The organism is Thauera sp. DNT-1 (assembly GCF_055393985.1).
Genome location: NZ_AP043752.1, coordinates 4,096,152 through 4,115,036 on the forward strand (window position 1 = coordinate 4,096,152; position 18,885 = coordinate 4,115,036).

The following is an 18,885-nucleotide window of genomic DNA, read 5'->3' on the forward strand; positions in this document are numbered from 1 at the left end:
CGCTCGCCTCAGGCAGGCGTTCCGTTGCGTGCAGGGGCCGGCGGCCCGGGCAGCAGCGGCAGGGTGAAGCGGAAGCAGGCGCCCTCGCCAGGGCTCGCCTCGGCCTCCAGGGTGCCACCGTGACGCTGGATGATACGCTGCACGATCGCCAGCCCGATGCCCGTGCCGGGAAACTCGCGCTGCGAGTGCATGCGCTGGAAGGGCACGAACAGCCGGGCGGCGTGCTTCATGTCGAAGCCCGCGCCGTTGTCGCGCACGAAATACTGCCGCAGCACGCGCGTGCCGAGGGGATCGACGATTTCCCGGCAGCCGAGTTCGACGCGCGCCCGCGGCACGCGCGCGGTGAACTTGCAGGCGTTGTCGCACAGGTTGGCGAGCGCGATCCCGAGCAGGCGGCGGTCGCCCCAGACCGTCAGCCCGGGGGCGATCACGAACTCGATGTCGCGCCCCGGCCAGCTCTCGCGCACGCGCTCGGCCACCTCGCGGGCGAGCAGGTCGAGCTCCAGCCACTCGAAGGACGGCTCGCTGCGGGTGACGCGGGCCAGCTGCAGCAGGTCCTCGATGAGCAGGTTCATGCGCGCGCATTCGCCGCGGATGCGTGCGAGGTATTCCTGCGCTTCCACGGGCAGGGCGGCGCCGTGATCCTCCTCGAGCGCCTGCGCCCAGCCGCCGATGCCGCGCAGCGGTGCGCGCAGGTCGTGCGACACCGAGTAGCTGAAGCTCTCCAGCTCGCGGTTGGCGAGTTCGAGCTGGCTGCGCTGCTGGTGCAGGGCCTGCAGGGTCTCGCCGAGCGCGTCGGCCATGTGGTCGAACTGCGCACCGACCTGGGCGATCTCGTCCTTGCCGGACATGCCGAGGCGGTGCTCGTAGTGACCCTTCTCGATCGCCCGCGCGCCCTTGTGCAGTTCCTGCAGCGGATCGAGGATGCGGCGATGCACCAGGAAGAGCTCCAGGCCGATCACGAGGCCCAGTGCGAGGATGAGGCCCGCGATCAGGCGCTCCTGATCGGCATGCAGCCGTTCCAGCCGGGCCTGGCCGAGATCGAGCAGGCGCAAGGTGTCGCTGGCCACCTGCTGCGTCGCCTCCATGAAGTGCACCGAGGCCATGCGCTGCGCGTCGAGCAACTCGGGCGTCGGCGTGCTGCCCGCGGCCTCGCGCAGGCGATCGGCGGCGAGCGCCTCGAACAGCGCCGGCAGTTCCGCGTGGCGTGCGCGCAGGCCCGCGATGATCGGCTCGCCGGGGGTGCCGTCCATCAGCGCGGGCGCGAGCAGCGCGCCGAGCGCCTGGTGGCTCTCGTACCAGCGCGCGCGCGCGGCCGGCGAGGGCTCGGCGAGGAACTCGAAGATGCGCGAGCGCATCTGCGCGGCGCCCACCGGCCCGATCTGCGCCGACATGCGGCCGCGCTCCAGTTCGGCGCGCAAGGCCAGGTTGTTCGCGATCCACAGCCCCGTGGCGACCACGACGGTGATCAGCGACGCGATCGCGATCGCCCATTGCTGCCTGCGGATCAGCACGCGAATCCCTCCGTCTCGATGAGCCTGCTCCTGCTTTCCGACTAGTCCAATCCCCTAGGGGCATGCACGGAATTTTACCGATTGTCCCTAGACGCCCCGGAGCGGGAACATGCAGGCGACGGAAATGCATGCCGCCGGCAAACCCCGGGCGGATGCGGAGTTTAACGGCACTCCCCGGATGGGTTCCATCTTCGCGCGGAGCGCTCCGTGAGCGAAGTCCGCACGGAACAGGAATCGTCGCAGCGCCACAAGGCGGGTGCGGCACAAGTGGAGAAGCCTCAAGTGTCCCAAGCCCCCCAGGCTCCCGCCTCGAAGGATTCGCAGCTCCTGCCCCTGGCTGCGCTCGCCGCGCCCGGGTTGGCGGGGGCGCTGCTGCTCGGCGCGCTCGTGCCGGGCGCGGCGGGCGTCGTCGCGGCGGGCGTCGTCGGCGTCGCCGGCCTCGCCCTGCCATGGTGGATACTGCGTCGCGAGCGCGCCCGCCAGGCTGACGTCGCGGCGCGCGTGGCCACGGCGGAGCGTGCGCGCCTGGCCGAGCGCGAGGCCTACCTCGCCAGCCTGCAGCAGTTGGCGCAGGCCGCGCTGGCGCGCTGGCACGACCACGTGGGCATCTCGCGCAGCCAGACCGAGACCGCCGTGGGCGCGCTCGCCGGCGAGTTCGCGCACATCCTCGAGCGCCTGCAGGACGCGCTGCTGCGCTCGCGCCAGTCCACCGCCGACCGCGGCGAGGACAGCGTGGTCGGGGTGATCGGCCATGCCCGCGGCGAGCTCGACCGCGTGCTCGCCGGGCTCAACGCCGCGCTCGCCGAGAAGCAGAGCCTGTCGCAGGCGGTCGCCCGCCTCGCCCAGGTCACCGAGGAGCTGATGCGCATGGCGAGCGAGGTCGGCGAGATCGCCAAGCAGACCAACCTGCTCGCGCTCAACGCGGCGATCGAGGCAGCCCGCGCCGGCGAGTTGGGGCGCGGCTTCGCGGTGGTCGCCGACGAGGTGCGCAAGCTCTCCGACCTCTCCGGCGCCACCGGCGAGCGTATCCGCGCCAAGGTCGAGAGCGCCCACGCCGCGATGGCCGAGGCGCTCGCAGCGGCCGAGCACATGGCCCGCGGCGACGCCGTCCTGGTGCGCGACTCCGAGGCGGCGATCGGCAGCGTGGTCGGCCGCTTCGACCAGGTCGGCAACGCCATGGCGCAGGCCGCGCGCGCTCTCGAGGAAGACAGCACCGCGGTGCAGTCCCGCATCGAGGGCGTGCTGGTGCAGCTCCAGTTCCAGGACCGCGTCAGCCAGATCCTCGAGGCGGTGCGCGCCGACATGGCGCGCCTCGCCGCCCAGGTCGCCGAAGACGAGGCCCGCCTCGCCGGCGGGCGGGTGCCGGCGCCGATCGACGTCGCCGCCTGGATCGCCGCGCTCGAGCGCACCTACACCACCCTCGAACAACACGCCCGCCGCGCCGACGCGAACCCCGCCCCGGCTGGCGGCGACATCACCTTCTTTTGAGCAGGAGTACTCCCCCATGTCCAAGACCGTGCTGATCGTCGACGACTCCGCCTCGCTGCGCCAGGTGGTGAGCCTGTCGCTCAAGGGCGCCGGCTACCAGGTGATCGAGGCCTGCGACGGCCGCGACGCCCTCGGCAAGCTCGGCGGCCAGAAGGTTCATCTCATCATCTCCGACGTGAACATGCCCAACATGGACGGCATCGCCTTCGTGCGCGAGGTCAAGAAGAACCCGAGCTACAAGTTCACCCCGGTGATCATGCTCACCACCGAGGCCGCCGAGGAGAAGAAGCGCCTCGGCCAGGAAGCCGGCGCGCGCGCCTGGGTGGTCAAGCCCTTCCAGCCGCAGCAGATGCTGGCGGCGGTGTCCAAGCTGGTGATGTGAGCGCGCCGACCATGGACACCCCTGCACTCGACACCCCCGCGGCCGGCGTCGCCCGCCTCGCCCCCGAGGGCGAACTCGGCATCTACACCGTGGCCGCGCTGCGCGAGGCCTGGCTGCAGGCGCTCGCCACCCACGAAGCGCTAGAGATCGACCTCGGCCGCATCGACGAGATCGACACCGCCGGCCTGCAGCTCATGCTGATGGCCAAGCGCAGCGTCGGGCGCAGCGTGCGCTTCGTCAACCACTCCGCCGCGGTGCTGCGCCTGCTCGACCTCGCCCGCCTCGGCGGCGCGCTCGGCGACCCGCTGCTCGAGGACGCCGCGCCGGCCACGCAGGAGGCACGCTGATGGACCTCTCCCAGGCCCTGGCCACCTTCCTCGACGAGAGCCGCGAGCTGCTCGCGCAGATGGAGGAGATCCTCCTGCGCGCCGAGACCGCCGCGCTGCCGACCGACGAGCTGCACGCGCTGTTCCGTTGTGCCCACACCATCAAGGGCTCGGCCGGCCTGTTCGGGCTGGACGCGGTGGTGCACTTCACCCACGCCGTCGAGAGCGTGCTCGACCGCATGCGCAACGGCGAGCTCGAACTCTCCGACGCCCTGATCAACCTGCTGCTCGAGTCGCAGGACCACATCGCCAGCCTCGTCGCCGCGGTCGCCGCCGAACTTCCTCCGCCCGAGTTCGAGGGCGCGCCGCTGCGCGCCCGCCTCGAAGCCTTCTGCGCCACGACGCCCGCCACCCCTGCCGCACTGCCGGCGACCGTGGCGGGGGGGGACCCGGTCGTCTGCTCCGCGACCGAGGCCGCGCCCGCGCTCGAGGTCGGCGGCAGCGTGGCGCTCGGCGCCGAGCACTGGCACCTGTCGCTGCGCTTCGCGCCCGAGGTGCTCAGGAACGGCATGGACCCGCTCGCCTTCATCCACTACCTGCGCACCCTCGGCGAGCTCGTGCACGTCGAGACCATCGCCGACACCCTGCCCGAGCTCGCCGCCGGCGACCCGGAAAACTGCTACCTCGGCTTCGAGATCGCGCTGCGCAGCACGGCCCCCCGCGCCGAGATCGAGGCGGTGTTCGAGTTCGTGCAGGACAGCGCGCGCATCGTGCTGGTGCCGCCGGCGGCGCGCGTCGAGGAGTACCTCGCCCTCATCGAGGCGCTCGACGAGGACCCGCGCCGACTCGGCGAGATCCTCGTGACCTGCGGCTCGGTCACCGCGCGCGAGCTCGAGGCCGCGCTCGCCGCCCAGCACGTGCAGGCCGAGGCGCCGCGCGTGGGCGAGCTACTGGTCGAGCACGCCGGTGTGCCCGCCCAGGTGGTGCAGGCCGCGCTCGGCAAGCAGAAGGCCGCCGAGGAGCGCCGCGCCAGCGAGACGCGCAGCGTCAAGGTGCCCGCCGACCGGCTCGACGCGCTCATCGACCAGGTCGGCGAGCTCGTCATCGCCGGCGCCGCCACCCAGCTGCAGGCGCAGCAGGCCGGCAGCCGCGCGCTGCAGGAGACCGCCGCCAACCTGCTGCGCCTGGTCGAGGACGTGCGCGACGCCGCGCTGCGCCTGCGCATGACCCCGATCGGCGAGGTCTTCAACCGCTTCCCGCGCGTGGTGCGCGACCTCGCGCGCGAGCTCGGCAAGGACATCGAGCTGGTGATCCGCGGCGCCGAGGCCGAGCTCGACAAGTCCATGGTCGAGAAGATCGGCGACCCGCTCATGCACCTCGTGCGCAACGCCCTCGACCACGGCATCGAATCGCCCGAACGCCGCGCCGCGGCGGGCAAGCCGGCGCGCGGCCGGGTCGAGCTGCGCGCCTTCCACGAGTCGGGCAGCATCGTCATCGAGGTCGCCGACGACGGCGGCGGGCTGGACGCGCGGCGCATCCTCGCCAAGGCCGTCGAGCGCGGCCTGGTCGCGGCGGACGCCGTGCTCTCCGAGGCCGAGATCCACCGCCTCGTCCTGGCGCCGGGCTTCTCCACCGCGGCCGAACTCACCAGCCTGTCCGGCCGCGGCGTCGGCATGGACGTGGTCAAGAGCAGCGTCGATGCGCTGCGCGGCACCCTCGACATCCACAGCGCGCCGGGCTGCGGCACCACGATGCGGCTGTGCCTGCCGCTCACGCTGGCGATCATCGACGGCTTCCAGGTCGGTGTCGCCGGCGCCACCTTCATCCTGCCGCTCGACGCGGTGGTCGAGTGCATCGAGCTGCCGGCCGACGCCGGCGCCGCCGGCTACCTCGACCTGCGCGGCCAGGTCCTGCCCTTCCTGCGCCTGCGCGCCCTGTTCGCGCTCGAGGGCGCACCGCCGCCGCGGCAGAACGTGGTCGTGGTGCGCTTCGGCGGGCGCCAGGCGGGGATCGCGGTGGACCATCTGCTCGGCGAATGCCAGGCGGTGATCAAGCCGCTCGGGCCGCTCTTCGAGCGCGTCGCCGGCATCGCCGGCTCCACCATCCTGGGCAGCGGCGAGGTGGCGCTGATCCTGGACGTGCCACAACTGGTCCAGCGTGCGATCGCGCACGAGGGCCGCGACACCGGGGGTGCGCCGCGGGCGCGCTTCCTTGCTGCATGAATGCTGCAGAAGAAACCGGAAACAGGGGAAAGCGAATGTTCAGGAACATGAAGGTGGGTATGAAGCTGGGGCTGGGCTTCGGCCTCGTGCTGGTGCTGCTGGGGACGCTGCTCGCGGTGGGCATCCTGCGCCTGACCGACATCAAGCACGATGTCGACGTGGTGGTGGACGAGCTGTGGCCCAAGACGCAGCTGCTGCAGGACGGACTGGTCGGGGTCAACGAGATCGCCCTCGGCGGGCGCGAGCTGGTCATCGCCGAGAACGGCGAGCAGATCGGCCGTGCCAAGGACCGCATGCTCGGCGGGCGCGAGCGCATCGGCAAGGCCTGGGACGCGCTCGCGCCGATGCTGGTGCAGCCGCGCGGCAAGGAGCTCTTCGCCGAGGTGCTCGACAGCCGCCAGCGCTTCATCCCGGCGCAGAACCGCCTCATCGAGCTCGTCGAGCAGGGCCGTGCCGACGAGGCGCGCGCCTTCCTGCGCGGCGACTACGACGCCATCGCGGTGCAGTACCGCCAGCGCGTGAACGCGCTCACCGCCTACCAGGGCGAACTGCTCTCCGGTACCGGCAGCGCGACCGCCGCGACCGTCGCCGCGGCCACGCTGACCATGTCGGTGCTGGGCGGCATCGCCCTGCTGGTGGGCGTGGCGGTGGCGATCCTGATCACCCGCGGCCTGCTGCGCCAGCTCGGCGGCGAGCCCGACTACGCCGCGGAGATCGCGCGCAAGGTCGCCGCCGGCGACCTCACGGTGGACGTGCAGTTGCGCGCCGGCGACAGCGCCAGCGTGCTGGCGGCCATGCAACGCATGGTGGGCAGCCTGTCGCACACCCTGGGCGAGGTGCGCGGCGCGGCCGACGCCCTGTCGGCGGCCTCCGAGCAGGTGAGCGCGACCTCGCAGTCGCTGGCGCAGGGCTCGTCCGAGCAGGCCGCCAGTCTGGAGGAGACCTCGGCCTCGATCGAGCAGATGTCGGCCTCGATCGGCCAGAACACCGAGAACGCCCGCGTCACCGACGGCATGGCGAGCAAGTCCGCCGCCGACGCCGACGAGGGCGGCGATGCGGTGCGCGCGACGGTGGAAGCGATGCGTTCGATCGCCGACAAGATCGGCATCGTCGACGACATCGCCTACCAGACCAACCTGCTCGCGCTCAACGCCGCGATCGAGGCGGCGCGTGCCGGCGAGCACGGCAAGGGTTTCGCGGTGGTGGCGGCCGAGGTGCGCAAGCTCGCCGAGCGCAGCCAGGTCGCGGCGCAGGAGATCGGCGAACTGGCCGGCTCCAGCGTGAAGACCGCCGAGCGCGCGGGTGCGCTGCTCGAGCAGATCGTGCCCTCGATCCGCAAGACCGCCGAGCTGGTGCAGGAGATCACCGCCTCGTCCGAGGAGCAGTCGGCCGGCGCGGGGCAGATCAACATCGCCATGAGCCAGATCAGCCAGACCACGCAGCAGAACGCCTCGGCTTCGGAGGAGCTGTCGGCGACCGCCGAGGAGATGAACAGCCAGGCCGAGCAGCTGCAGCGCCTGGTGGCGCAGTTCCGCCTCGACCCGCAGGCGCAGCTCGCCGGCGGCGATGGCGGCGCCGCGCGCACCACCCGCGGCCAGCCGGCGCCTGCGCGCAGCACGCGCGAGCCGCGCCGCATCGGCCTCGGCAACGCGCAGCCGGCTTTCGCGTCCGCCGCCGCGGACCCGGAATACGTGCGCTTCTGAGCGGGGAGCGCCATGTCGCAATCCAGCCTTCAGGCGGTCGTCCCCGCCACCGCCAGCCTGCGCGCCGGCGCGGCCGCGGGCGGCCAGTACCTGGTGTTCACGCTCGGCGGCGAGGTCTTCGCCATCGACATCCTGCAGATCCGTGAGATCATCGAATTCGGCGAGCTCACCGAGGTGCCGATGACGCCGCCCACCGTGCGCGGGGTGATCAACCTGCGTGGCGCGGTGGTGCCGGTGATCGATCTTGCCGCGCGCTTCGGCCGCGAGCGCATTCGCAGCGGGCGGCGCAGCTGCATCGTCATCGTCGAGGTGGGTGGCGAGGCCGGCACGCAGACGCTGGGCGTGATGGTCGACGGCGTCAGCGAGGTCATCGACATCGCCGCCGCCGACATCGAGCCGGCGCCGTCCTTCGGGGCCCGCATCCGCACCGACTTCATCGCCGGCATGGCGCGCCGCGAAGGGCGCTTCGTGATCCTGCTCGAGGTCGGGCGGGTGTTCTCGATCGACGAACTCGCCGGCATCGGCGCGCTCGCCGGCGCCGCCGAGCACTGAGCCGGTCCTCCGGGAGGCCACGCATGTCCGAGATCAGCATCACCCAGGCCGAGTTCGAGCAGTTCCGCGCGCTCATGCATCGGGCCGCCGGCGTCGACCTGCCGCCGCAGAAGATCAGCCTGGTCAGCGGCCGCCTGGCGCGGCGGCTGCGCGCGCTCGGGCTCGCCAGCTTCGGCGACTACCATCGCCTGGTGTCGAGCGCCGGCGCGCACGACGAGTTCGAGCGCATGGTCGACCTGCTCACCACCCACGAGACCTATTTCTTCCGCGAACCCAAGCACTTCGACTTCCTCGCCGAAAGCGTGCTGCCCGCGCTCGGGCGCACGCGCACGCCGCGCTTCTGGAGCGCGGCGAGCTCGTCCGGCGAGGAGGCCTACAGCCTGGCGATGGTGCTCGCCGACCGTCTCGGCGGCGACGCGCCCTGGGAGGTGTTCGGCTCGGACATCAGCCGCGAGGTGGTGGAGAAGGCGCGCGGCGGCGTCTATGCGATGAACCGCATCGACGGCATCCCGCCCGACTACCTGCGGCGCTACTGCCTGCGCGGCGTAGGCAGCCGCGACGGTACGCTGCAGGTCGACGCGGCGCTGCGCCGACGGGTGCGCTTCGCCCAGGTCAATCTCAACGGCAACCTCGCCGGTGTCGGCGACTTCGACGTCGTCTTCCTGCGCAATGTGCTGATCTACTTCGACCTGCCGACCAAGCGCCGCATCGTCGAACGCATCGTGCGCCAGATGCGGCCGGGTGGCTGGCTGTTCATCGGCCACTCGGAGAGCCTCAACGGCCTCGACCTCGGCCTGCGCCAGGAGCGGCCCACCATCTACCGGCGAATGTGAGCATGCGGCCGGCTTCGCGCAACACGATCGAGATCTTCCTGCAGCCCGGCGAGTTCTGGTTCGGCGACCGCGACACGCGCATCCGCACCCTGCTCGGCTCCTGCGTGTCGATCACGATGTGGCATCCGCGCCTGCGCATCGGCGGCATGTGCCACTTCATGCTCCCCGAGCGCGGCGTGCGTGCGTGCGCCGATGGCCTGGACGGGCGCTATGCCGGGGACGCGATCGCGCTCTTCCTGCGCGAGCTGCGCGCCGCCCACACTCGGCCGCAGGATTACCAGGTCAAGCTCTTCGGCGGCGGACGCATGTTCCGCAGCCGCCACGCCGCGGGCGCTCCCGCCGCGCTCGACGTCGGCACGCGCAACGTCGAGGCCGCGCGCATGCTGCTGCGCACGCACGGCTTTCGCGTGCGCGCCGCCCACGTCGAGGGCGAGGGCCACCGCAATCTGATCTTCGACATCGGCAGCGGCGAGGTCTGGCTGCGCCACGTCGCTCCGGCGGCGGCGAGCGCCGCGGTGATCCACACCGAAGTCCCCTCCCAAGCCCACCCCGGAGTTCACCCGGAATCCGCGAGCGAGGCCGCATGAACGCCCCCATCCGTGTCCTCGTCGTCGACGACTCCGCCGTGGTGCGCCAGGTGGTGAGCGAGATCCTCTCCGCCGCACCCGGCATCGAGGTCGTCGGCACCGCCTCCGATCCGCTCTTCGCCATGGCCAAGATGCGCCGCGACTGGCCCGACGTGATCACCCTGGACGTGGAGATGCCGCGCATGGACGGCATCAGCTTCCTGCGCCAGCTCATGGCCGAGCGCCCGACCCCGGTCATCGTGTGCTCCACGCTCACCTCGCGCGGCGCCGAGACCACCATGCAGGCGCTCGCCGCCGGCGCCGTCTCCATCATCGCCAAGCCCACGCTCGGCCTGAAGGGCTTCCTCACCGACTCCGCCCAGGAACTCGTCGCCGCCGTGCGCGCCGCGGCGCGTGCGAACCTGCGCGCGCTACGGGCGGGGGCGGGCGTCGGCGGGGGTGGTCCCGGCGTTGGTGGTCGAGCAGGGTCCGGAGCTGAAATCGGCTCCGCAACGGGGCCTGGCGGAGCGGGCGTGGCTGCCGCTCCGGGCGTCGGCGTGGCGGCCGCGCGCGGTGCAGCGGGCGCCGGACCGGCCGGGTCGGGCGCGCGCGGCGGATCGAACGGCGCGCCCGGCGGCGCGCTCGCGCGCCCGGCCGCGGCGACCGCGATCGTGCCCGCCGCCGTGGCGCCCGCGCGCGCCGAGGCCATGGCCGAGACCACCGACCGCATCATCGCGCTCGGCACCTCCACCGGCGGCACCCAGGCCCTCGAGGCGGTGCTGCGCGGCCTGCCGCGCACCGTGCCCGGCATCGTCGTGGTGCAGCACATGCCGGAGAAGTTCACCGCGATGTTCGCCCAGCGCCTCGACCAGGTGTGCGCCCTCGAGGTGCTCGAGGCCCGGGACGGACAGCGCGTCCTCCCCGGACGGGTGCTCATCGCACCCGGCGGGCGCCACATGACGGTGCGGCGCAGCGGCGCGCAATACCTCGTCGAGGTGCGCGACGGCCCGCCGGTGAACCGCCACCGCCCCTCGGTCGACGTGCTCTTCCGCTCGGTCGCCCGCTGCGCCGGGCGCAACGCGCTTGGCGTGATCATGACCGGCATGGGCGACGACGGCGCCCGCGGCCTGCGCGAGATGTTCGACGCCGGCGCCCAGACCATCGCCCAGGACGAGGCCAGCTCCGTGGTCTTCGGCATGCCCAAGGAAGCCATCCGCCTCGGTGCGGCCACCCGCATCCTCGCGCTCCAGGCCATCGGCCCCGCCATCGAGCAATACACCCGCGCCAGCTGAGCCCCCGCCCCGCGGTGCGACGTTTCCGCAGGAGCGACGCGGGACGGCGACCCCCCGCCGCGCGTCCTCGCCGTCCCGCACGCAGCAATCGCGACTCGCGTCGCTCCTACGGTGCGGCTGCGGGTGCGCGCTGGTTTCTGTGGGAGCGACGCGAGTCGCGATCGGGCGGTTCGGCGGCGGTGGGCGGTGGTGGCTCGAAGGCCGCGATCGCGACTTGCGTCGCTCCTACGGTGCGGCTGCGGGTACGCTGGTTTCTGTGGGAGCGACGCGAGTCGCGGTCGTGTGGTTCGGTGGCGGTGCTGGCGGGGGGGCGGGGGGCGTGCTTGAATGCAGGATCTCTCCGCGCTTTGCCGCCCCATGTCCAAGGTCTTCATCTCCTACCGCCGCGACGACAGCGCCGGCTTCGCCGGGCGGCTCGCCGACGCGCTCGAACGCCGCTTCGGCGCCGACAGCGTGTTCCGCGATGTCGACGACATCGCCGCAGGGGCCGATTTCGGTGTGGTCATCGAGCAGGCCCTGCAGCAGGTGCAGGCGGTGCTGGTGGTGATCGGTACGCGCTGGCTCGACGCGCGCGACGGGCGCGGGCGTCGGCTCGACGATCCCGGCGACTACGTGCGCCGCGAGGTCGAGCTCGCGCTCGCCTCGGGGAAACCCATGATTCCGGTGCTGGTCGGCGGGGCGACGATGCCCGCGGCCGAGGCGCTGCCGGCGACCCTGCGCGGGCTGGCCAACCGCAACGCGCTCGCGCTCGGCGATGCCGGCTGGGTTGCGGATCTCGCCCGCCTGGAGGCGGCGCTTGTGCAGTGGGTGGCGCCGCCCGTGTCGCCCGCACCGGTGCGTGGACGGCGGGCGCTCGCGGCCGCGATCGCGGCGCTGGTCCTCGCACTCGGCGGCGGCTGGTGGTGGCTGCGGGATGGCGACGGCGGGCTGCAGGCGATCGTCGGCGCATGGAGCGCCGAGGTCGCCTATCCGTGGAACCTGACGCTGCGCGAGCATTACGTGTTCACGCTGGAGGACGGCCGCATCGGCGGCAGCGCGAGCTTCCTCGGCGTGCCGCGCGCGCTGGAGGCGGTGGCGTGGGGGGACGGGCGGCTGCGCTTCCTCACCCGCAGCGAGACCGTGTCCGGCAACGAGCCGCCGCGCGAGATGGGCCAGCTCTACGAGGTCTGGCGCGAGGGCGAGACGCTGCGCGTGCGCCTGCAGATCCGCCGCAGCCATTCGGTCGATGCAGCACTGGAGTTCACCGCGCAGCGCCAATGAGGCCGGCTCAGCACTGGGCTGCACGGCCCGATCGCGACTCGCGTCGCTCCCACGGCAAGCACCGCGCGTCCGGAGCCGCATCCGATCGCGACTCGCGTCGCTCCCACGGCAAGCACCGCGCGTCCGGAGCCGCACGCGATCGCGACTCGCGTCGCTCCCACGCCAAGCACCGCGCGTTCGGGGCCGCATCCGATCGCGACTTGCGTCGCTCCCACGGCAAGCACCGCGCCTGCGGGGCCGCAGCCGATCGCGACTTGCGTCGCTCTCACGCCAGGCGCCGCGCGTCCGGAGGCGTGCTGTAGGAGCGACGCGAGTCGCGATCGAGCGGCGCGGCTGGATGTCGGTCGGTGCGAATGCGCTGCTTGCTGGCCGTGACCGGCCGGGCGTGGCAAAGTAAGGGCCGGCTCCGACTCCCAACCCGACCCCGCGCGCGCCAACATGTACGGCATCACCGACCTCTTCACCTTCGTCCTCGGCACCATCTTCATCGTCCTGCTGCCCGGCCCCAACTCGCTCTACGTGATGGCGGCGGCCTCGCGCTGGGGGGTGCGCGCCGGCTACCAGGGCGCGGCGGGGATCTTCGTCGGCGACACCGTCCTGATGCTGCTCGCGGTGACCGGCATGGCCTCGGTGCTGCGGGCCACGCCCGAGCTGTTCATGGTGATCAAGTACGCGGGCGCGGCCTACCTGGCCTGGGTGGGGCTCGCGCTGCTGCGCGGCGCGCTGGCGACCTGGCGGCGCGGGGACGAGACGGCGGACGCGGTCGGCGACGGCAAGCCCGACTATCCGCCGCTGCGCAGCACGCCGCACCCCTTCCGCACCGCGCTGCTGATCAGCCTGATGAACCCGAAGGCGATCCTGTTCTTCGTGTCCTTCTTCATCCAGTTCGTCGATCCGGCCTACGAACACCCGGCGCTGTCCTTCGTGATCCTGGGTGTGATCGTGCAGGTGTGCAGCGTGCTCTACCTGTCCACGCTGATCTTCGCCGGCGCGCGCCTGGCTGCGCAGTTCCGCCGCCACCGCCGCATGGCTGCGGGGGCGACCGCGGGGGTGGGCGGGGTCTTCATCGGCTTCGGCGCCAAGCTCGCGACCGCGACGCTGGGCTAGGAGTCTGCGCGGCAGAACTCCAGAGCGTGTTTTCTAGCAGAATGATTGGCGAACCGCGAGGTGCTGCACGAGACTGAGGCCGTGGTCAAGTTGCTTTGCGACGGCGCGGCGCGCATGCCGGACGGCAACGGGGACAGGTTTGCCCCCTTTTCCCGTCATGCCGTCCTCAATGTGCTCATCCTGCGCAGGTTCAGCGCCATACAGACGAGCTTCCACTCCGCTTTGACGCGCTCCAGGCCCCGCAGGCTGAACTGCCGGAATCCCAACACGTTCTTGATCCAGCCGTTGGGCGGTTCGGCGATCCATTTCCGTTTTCGGTAGGCGCTCTTGCCCGCCTCGCTCTCGAGCTTGTCGGCCATCTGCGCGGTGTGCGGATTGCGTTCGCGATCGAAGCCGAGTCGGCGCTTACCTTCCCGGCCCAGCGCCACCACCAGTTCGGTCCCGCACCCGTCGAGTTCCCGGAACGTTTGCTCCGAGCGGTAGCCGGTGTCGGCCAGCGCCTGGCGCGGTCGGTGTTCGACGTTGTCGCGCACGGCCTGCAGTACCCCCGCCAGTTGCCCGGCGTCGCTGGCGTTGTTGGTCAGCTCGGCCGCCACGATGATGTGGGCGGTCTCGTCGACCGCCGTCTGGGCGTTGTAGCTCGGATCGAAACCGCCGCCGGCGCGCTTCATGATGCGGCTGTCCGGATCGGTGAAGTTCTCCTGCGCCTTGTCCTCGGGCACTCCAAAGTCGCGCTTGTAGCGCCCGCCCTTCGGTTTGCCGTCACCGCCGCGCGGGCGACGCTCGTCATCGTCGCTGCGCCCGCGCGCCTGATCGGCCTCGCGCTGGCGCTGCTCGAGCCGCGCCCGGGCTTCAGCAATCGCCGTCAGCCGCGCCTCGCGCCGCGCGATCTCGGCCGGCACATCCCACTCGGGCTCGTTCCGCTCGGCGTCGTCGGCGGCCTTGGCCCGATTGAGCAGCGCCTCGATCTGCCGTTTCAACTCGGCCTCCGCCTTCACCATATGGCCGTAACTCATCGCCTTGTGGCGGCTGGCGTTTGCCTTGACCTTGGTGCCGTCGATGGCCACCGTCCCGAGCTTGACCAGCCCCATCTCGCGGGCCAGTCGCACCACCTGCACGAACAACTCGCTCAGCTCCTTCAAATGGACCGCGCGAAAGTCGCTCAGCGTGCGGTGGGCCGGGAAGTTGTCTGCCGCCAGGACCCGGAACGCCACATCCTCGTGCAGCTTGCGCGCGATCTTGCGCGAACTGAACACGCCCGTGGCGTACGCATACAGCAGCACCTTGACCATCATGGCCGGATGAAACGGCTGGTTGCGCGGTCCGCCACCGGCATACCGGGCGTGGAACGCGCTCAGATCCAACCCGTCGACCGCGTCGCTGATGAAGTACGCCAAGTGGCCTTCGGGTAGCCACTCCTGCAGCGCCTGGGGCAGCAGCATCTGCTGCTGCGGGCAATAGGGCAGATAGCTCGTCATCTCGACAGTCTACCGGCCCCGAAACGCCCGCGAGGACTTAACTCACCGACGCTTGGCTTCTGCCGCGCAGACTCCTAGGAGTCTGCGCGGCAGAACTCCAGAGCGTGTTTTCTAGCAGAATGATTGGCGAACCGCGAGGTGCGGCACGAGACTGAGGCCGTGGTCAAGTTGCTTTGCGACGGCGCGGCGCGCATGCCGGACGGCAACGGGGACAGGTTTGCCCCCTTTCCCCGTCATGCCGTCCTCAATGTGCTCATCCTGCGCAGGTTCAGCGCCATACAGACGAGCTTCCACTCCGCTTTGACGCGCTCCAGGCCCCGCAGGCTGAACTGCCGGAATCCCAACACGTTCTTGATCCAGCCGTTGGGCGGTTCGGCGATCCATTTCCGTTTTCGGTAGGCGCTCTTGCCCGCCTCGCTCTCGAGCTTGTCGGCCATCTGCGCGGTGTGCGGATTGCGTTCGCGATCGAAGCCGAGTCGGCGCTTACCTTCCCGGCCCAGCGCCACCACCAGTTCGGTCCCGCACCCGTCGAGTTCCCGGAACGTTTGCTCCGAGCGGTAGCCGGTGTCGGCCAGCGCCTGGCGCGGTCGGTGTTCGACGTTGTCGCGCACGGCCTGCAGTACCCCCGCCAGTTGCCCGGCGTCGCTGGCGTTGTTGGTCAGCTCGGCCGCCACGATGATGTGGGCGGTCTCGTCGACCGCCGTCTGGGCGTTGTAGCTCGGATCGAAACCGCCGCCGGCGCGCTTCATGATGCGGCTGTCCGGATCGGTGAAGTTCTCCTGCGCCTTGTCCTCGGGCACTCCAAAGTCGCGCTTGTAGCGCCCGCCCTTCGGTTTGCCGTCACCGCCGCGCGGGCGACGCTCGTCATCGTCGCTGCGCCCGCGCGCCTGATCGGCCTCGCGCTGGCGCTGCTCGAGCCGCGCCCGGGCTTCAGCAATCGCCGTCAGCCGCGCCTCGCGCCGCGCGATCTCGGCCGGCACATCCCACTCGGGCTCGTTCCGCTCGGCGTCGTCGGCGGCCTTGGCCCGATTGAGCAGCGCCTCGATCTGCCGTTTCAACTCGGCCTCCGCCTTCACCATATGGCCGTAACTCATCGCCTTGTGGCGGCTGGCGTTTGCCTTGACCTTGGTGCCGTCGATGGCCACCGTCCCGAGCTTGACCAGCCCCATCTCGCGGGCCAGTCGCACCACCTGCACGAACAACTCGCTCAGCTCCTTCAAATGGACCGCGCGAAAGTCGCTCAGCGTGCGGTGGGCCGGGAAGTTGTCTGCCGCCAGGACCCGGAACGCCACATCCTCGTGCAGCTTGCGCGCGATCTTGCGCGAACTGAACACGCCCGTGGCGTACGCATACAGCAGCACCTTGACCATCATGGCCGGATGAAACGGCTGGTTGCGCGGTCCGCCACCGGCATACCGGGCGTGGAACGCGCTCAGATCCAACCCGTCGACCGCGTCGCTGATGAAGTACGCCAAGTGGCCTTCGGGTAGCCACTCCTGCAGCGCCTGGGGCAGCAGCATCTGCTGCTGCGGGCAATAGGGCAGATAGCTCGTCATCTCGACAGTCTACCGGCCCCGAAACGCCCGCGAGGACTTAACTCACCGACGCTTGGCTTCTGCCGCGCAGACTCCTAGGCCGGCGGGGTCTCCACCCCGGCTGCAGCTTCCGGCGCGAACATCACCCAGCGGTTGCGCCCGGCGCGCTTGGCGCGGTAGAGCGCCTGGTCGGCCTCGCGCAGCAGCTGTGCGCCATCCTCGACGCCGTGCCGGTACGCGCTCGCGCCGATGCTCGCGGTGACGCGGGCGAAGCGCCCGCCGGACAGCGCCACCGGCGCGCGCGTCACCTCGAGCACGCGCTCGAGTGCCGGGCGGAAGTCGCCGTCCACCAGCAGCAGGACGAACTCGTCGCCGCCGAGGCGGGCCAAGGTCTCGCCCGCGCGCAGGATGTGCTGCATGCGCTGCGCGAGCTCGACCAGCAGGCGGTCGCCCTCGGCGTGGCCGACGCTGTCGTTGACCGGCTTGAAGCCGTCGAGGTCGAGCATGCACACGACCAGCGGCTTGCCGCGGCGCGCATTGCCCACCGCTTGCTGCAGGCGGTCGTCGAGCAGGCGGCGGTTGGGCAGGCCGGTGAGGGCGTCGAAGTTGGCGAGCGAGCTGAAGTGGTCGCGCTGCGCCGTCAGCGCGCTGATGTCGGTGAACACGCCGACGTAATGCTCGATGCGGCCGGACTCGTCGAGCACGGTGGACATCGACGCCTTCACCACGTAGATCTCGCCCGATGCATGGCGGTTCCAGATCTCGCCCTGCCAGCGCCCGTCGCGCGCCAGGCTGGCGTACATCTCGGCGAAGAAGGCCGCGTCGTGTCGGCCCGAGCCGAGCTCGCGCGGGTTGCGCCCGAGCAGGGACGCCTTGGCATGCCCGCTGAGCGCCTCCATCGCCGGATTCATATCCACGATGCGCACCGCGGCGTCGGTGACAAGGATGCCCTCCTGGCTGGCGTCGAAGACGCGTGCGCCCAGGCGCAGGCGCTCCTGGTCGCGGTGCGTCCCGGTCTCGTCCTGGAGATAGCCGAACCACTCGCCGACGCCGTCAGTCCGCGGCTGGCAGCGCGCCTCGCCGCGGATCCGGCGTTCGCCGTACAGCGGGTGCACCACGCGGAAGGAGGCGTTCCAGTCGTGCATGCCGTGGCGCGCATGGCGGATCTCGTCCCGCACCCGTGCGCCGTCGTCGGGATGCAGGCGGGCGTAGAAGGCTGCGGCGTCATGCTCCGCCTCTTCTGCGCGGCAGCCGATCAGCGCCTCGATCTGGCGGCCGACGTAGGGGAAGCTCACCTTGCCGTCGTCTTCCACGCGACACTCGAAGAGCACGCCGGGCACGCTCTCCGAGAGTTGACGCAGGCGCTTCAGCGCCCCGGCGCGCTCCTGCTCGGCGCGGTAGCGGTCGGTGATGTCGATATGCGTGCCGAACATCCATTCCGGCGCGCCGTCGGCGGTGTGGGTGCGCAGCACGCCGCGATCCTGCACGTGGATCCAGTGTCCGGCGCGGTGGCGCATGCGGGTCTCGTGCTCGTAATACGGCGTCTCGCCGCGCAGGTGACGGCGCACCGCGGCATCCGAGTCGGCGAGGTCGTCCGGGTGGGCGAAGCGCCGCCAGGTGTCGATCGACAGCGGTTCGAGCTCGTCGAGGCGATAGCCGAGCATCTCCGCCCAGCGCGCGTTGAAGATGGCCGCCCCGGTCTGCACGTTCCATTCCCAGGTGCCCGCGCGCGTGCCCGCGAGGATGGACTCCAGGCGCTGGCGTTCGTCGGCGAGGCGCGCGGAGTTGTCCGCGAGTTCGTGCCGCGAGCGTTCGAGCGCGGCATAGGGGCGGCGGATACCGTCCACCACCAGCGCGCGGAAGAGGAGGGCGTGCGCGGCGATCTTGTAGAGATGGCCGGCGAGGTTGTACAGGTCGGTGACCTGCGCGTACATCGTGAAGAAGAGCTCGCTCAGCGCCATCAGCCCGGCCGCACCGAACAGGGCGGGGGCGTCGAAGCCGCAGGGCGCGCGCATGCGGCGCAGCAGCAAGGCGGCGGATGCGGCGAACAGCAGCACCAGGCCGATCTCGATGCCGATCTTCAGCCCCGTCAGCCCCTGGCCCGGGATGAAGGTGCGCGGCGCCCACTCGGGCCGCGGCAGGAAGAGCGCGTGCGCCAGGCCCACGTAGGCGCCCACCGCGAGCAGCAGCAGGCCGGGAGACAGGCCGGGGCGCACCCGCCACGGCAGCAGCACCGCCGTCAGCATGCCGAGCGCAGCCAGCAGGCGCGCGGCGATCCAGAAATCGATCGCCTTCTCGGGGCTGCTCGGCGTGATGAAGTCCGGCATGCCGAGGTAGGACAGCATGTGGGTGAAATCCAGCACCGCCACACCGAGGAAGCAGCACCCCAGGATGCGCGTGTTGGCCGCCGCGCTGCGCTCGGGCGTCAGCCATGCGACCGCGAACACCAGCACGGCGGCGACGATCGAGGCGGTCTCCAGCGCCAGGTGCAGCGGCAGGTAGTGCGCCAGCCCGGCGGCCCAGCGCGTGGGCAGCCACCACAGCGCGAGCACGCCGGCGAGGCCGACGCCGAGCACGCCGAGGCTGCGCTGCGCGGCGCGGGCGTGGGTCGGGTGGACGTACGCCAT

General features: G+C 71.5%; 15 protein-coding genes. 11 read left to right on the forward strand and 4 right to left on the reverse strand.

The genetic code is table 11. The features are described from left to right. Positions 1-8: 8 nt before the first annotated feature. The gene (locus ACZ5PP_RS18920) at positions 9-1,514 is read right to left on the reverse strand and encodes a sensor histidine kinase (RefSeq protein WP_004326303.1); all 1,506 of its coding nucleotides are present in this window, start codon (positions 1,512-1,514) and stop codon (positions 9-11) included. Between the two features lie 282 nt (positions 1,515-1,796). Here ACZ5PP_RS18920 and ACZ5PP_RS18925 point away from each other — a divergent pair, with 282 nt between their 5' ends. The 11 genes from ACZ5PP_RS18925 to leuE all read left to right on the forward strand — a co-directional run bounded on the left by ACZ5PP_RS18925 (position 1,797) and on the right by leuE (position 13,245). Further along, positions 1,797-3,002 (forward strand): methyl-accepting chemotaxis protein, encoded by a 1,206-nt coding sequence (locus ACZ5PP_RS18925; RefSeq protein WP_156147756.1) that lies wholly within the window; start codon positions 1,797-1,799, stop codon positions 3,000-3,002. A 16-nt stretch (positions 3,003-3,018) separates the two neighbouring features. Next, entirely contained in the window at positions 3,019-3,384 is a 366-nt protein-coding gene (locus ACZ5PP_RS18930; RefSeq protein ID WP_004325667.1) for a response regulator, read from the forward strand. An 11-nt stretch (positions 3,385-3,395) separates the two neighbouring features. Next, positions 3,396-3,731, forward strand: coding sequence for an STAS domain-containing protein (locus ACZ5PP_RS18935; RefSeq protein WP_004325666.1), 336 nt, complete (start codon positions 3,396-3,398; stop codon positions 3,729-3,731). Continuing rightward, positions 3,731-5,932 (forward strand): chemotaxis protein CheA, encoded by a 2,202-nt coding sequence (locus ACZ5PP_RS18940; RefSeq protein ID WP_004325665.1) that lies wholly within the window; start codon positions 3,731-3,733, stop codon positions 5,930-5,932. Before ACZ5PP_RS18935 ends, ACZ5PP_RS18940 begins: the two co-directional genes overlap by 1 nt. A gap of 47 nt (positions 5,933-5,979) precedes the next feature. Further along, entirely contained in the window at positions 5,980-7,635 is a 1,656-nt protein-coding gene (locus ACZ5PP_RS18945; RefSeq protein ID WP_464827068.1) for a methyl-accepting chemotaxis protein, read from the forward strand. A 12-nt stretch (positions 7,636-7,647) separates the two neighbouring features. After that, complete coding sequence (locus tag ACZ5PP_RS18950) at positions 7,648-8,187, forward strand: chemotaxis protein CheW (RefSeq protein ID WP_464826459.1); 540 nt, start codon at positions 7,648-7,650, stop codon at positions 8,185-8,187. A 23-nt stretch (positions 8,188-8,210) separates the two neighbouring features. Then, a complete protein-coding gene (locus ACZ5PP_RS18955; protein ID WP_004327599.1) occupies positions 8,211-9,020 on the forward strand; it encodes a CheR family methyltransferase in 810 nt (269 codons plus the stop codon). A 2-nt stretch (positions 9,021-9,022) separates the two neighbouring features. Further along, positions 9,023-9,607, forward strand: coding sequence for a chemotaxis protein CheD (locus ACZ5PP_RS18960; protein ID WP_004327600.1), 585 nt, complete (start codon positions 9,023-9,025; stop codon positions 9,605-9,607). Continuing rightward, a complete protein-coding gene (locus ACZ5PP_RS18965) occupies positions 9,604-10,878 on the forward strand; it encodes a protein-glutamate methylesterase/protein-glutamine glutaminase (protein WP_012584967.1) in 1,275 nt (424 codons plus the stop codon). The genes ACZ5PP_RS18960 and ACZ5PP_RS18965 overlap by 4 nt, the downstream gene beginning before the upstream one ends. A gap of 357 nt (positions 10,879-11,235) precedes the next feature. Continuing rightward, on the forward strand, positions 11,236-12,138 hold the full coding sequence (locus ACZ5PP_RS18970; protein ID WP_464827069.1) for a toll/interleukin-1 receptor domain-containing protein: 903 nt from the start codon (positions 11,236-11,238) through the stop codon (positions 12,136-12,138). A 438-nt stretch (positions 12,139-12,576) separates the two neighbouring features. Next, positions 12,577-13,245: a leucine efflux protein LeuE gene (gene leuE, locus ACZ5PP_RS18975; RefSeq protein ID WP_004309129.1), complete on the forward strand. Its 669-nt coding sequence runs from the start codon at positions 12,577-12,579 to the stop codon at positions 13,243-13,245. A gap of 155 nt (positions 13,246-13,400) precedes the next feature. On the opposite strand, the gene ACZ5PP_RS18980 is transcribed toward leuE, so the two are convergent. From ACZ5PP_RS18980 to ACZ5PP_RS18990, 3 genes are all read right to left on the reverse strand, one after another. Beyond that, positions 13,401-14,723 carry an IS1182 family transposase gene (locus ACZ5PP_RS18980; RefSeq protein WP_004301215.1) on the reverse strand — a complete coding sequence of 441 codons (1,323 nt, stop codon included), beginning with the start codon at positions 14,721-14,723 and terminating at the stop codon, positions 13,401-13,403. Between the two features lie 233 nt (positions 14,724-14,956). Further along, the gene (locus ACZ5PP_RS18985; protein ID WP_004301215.1) at positions 14,957-16,279 is read right to left on the reverse strand and encodes an IS1182 family transposase; all 1,323 of its coding nucleotides are present in this window, start codon (positions 16,277-16,279) and stop codon (positions 14,957-14,959) included. 74 nt (positions 16,280-16,353) lie between these two features. After that, entirely contained in the window at positions 16,354-18,885 is a 2,532-nt protein-coding gene (locus ACZ5PP_RS18990) for an MASE3 domain-containing protein (RefSeq protein WP_464826460.1), read from the reverse strand.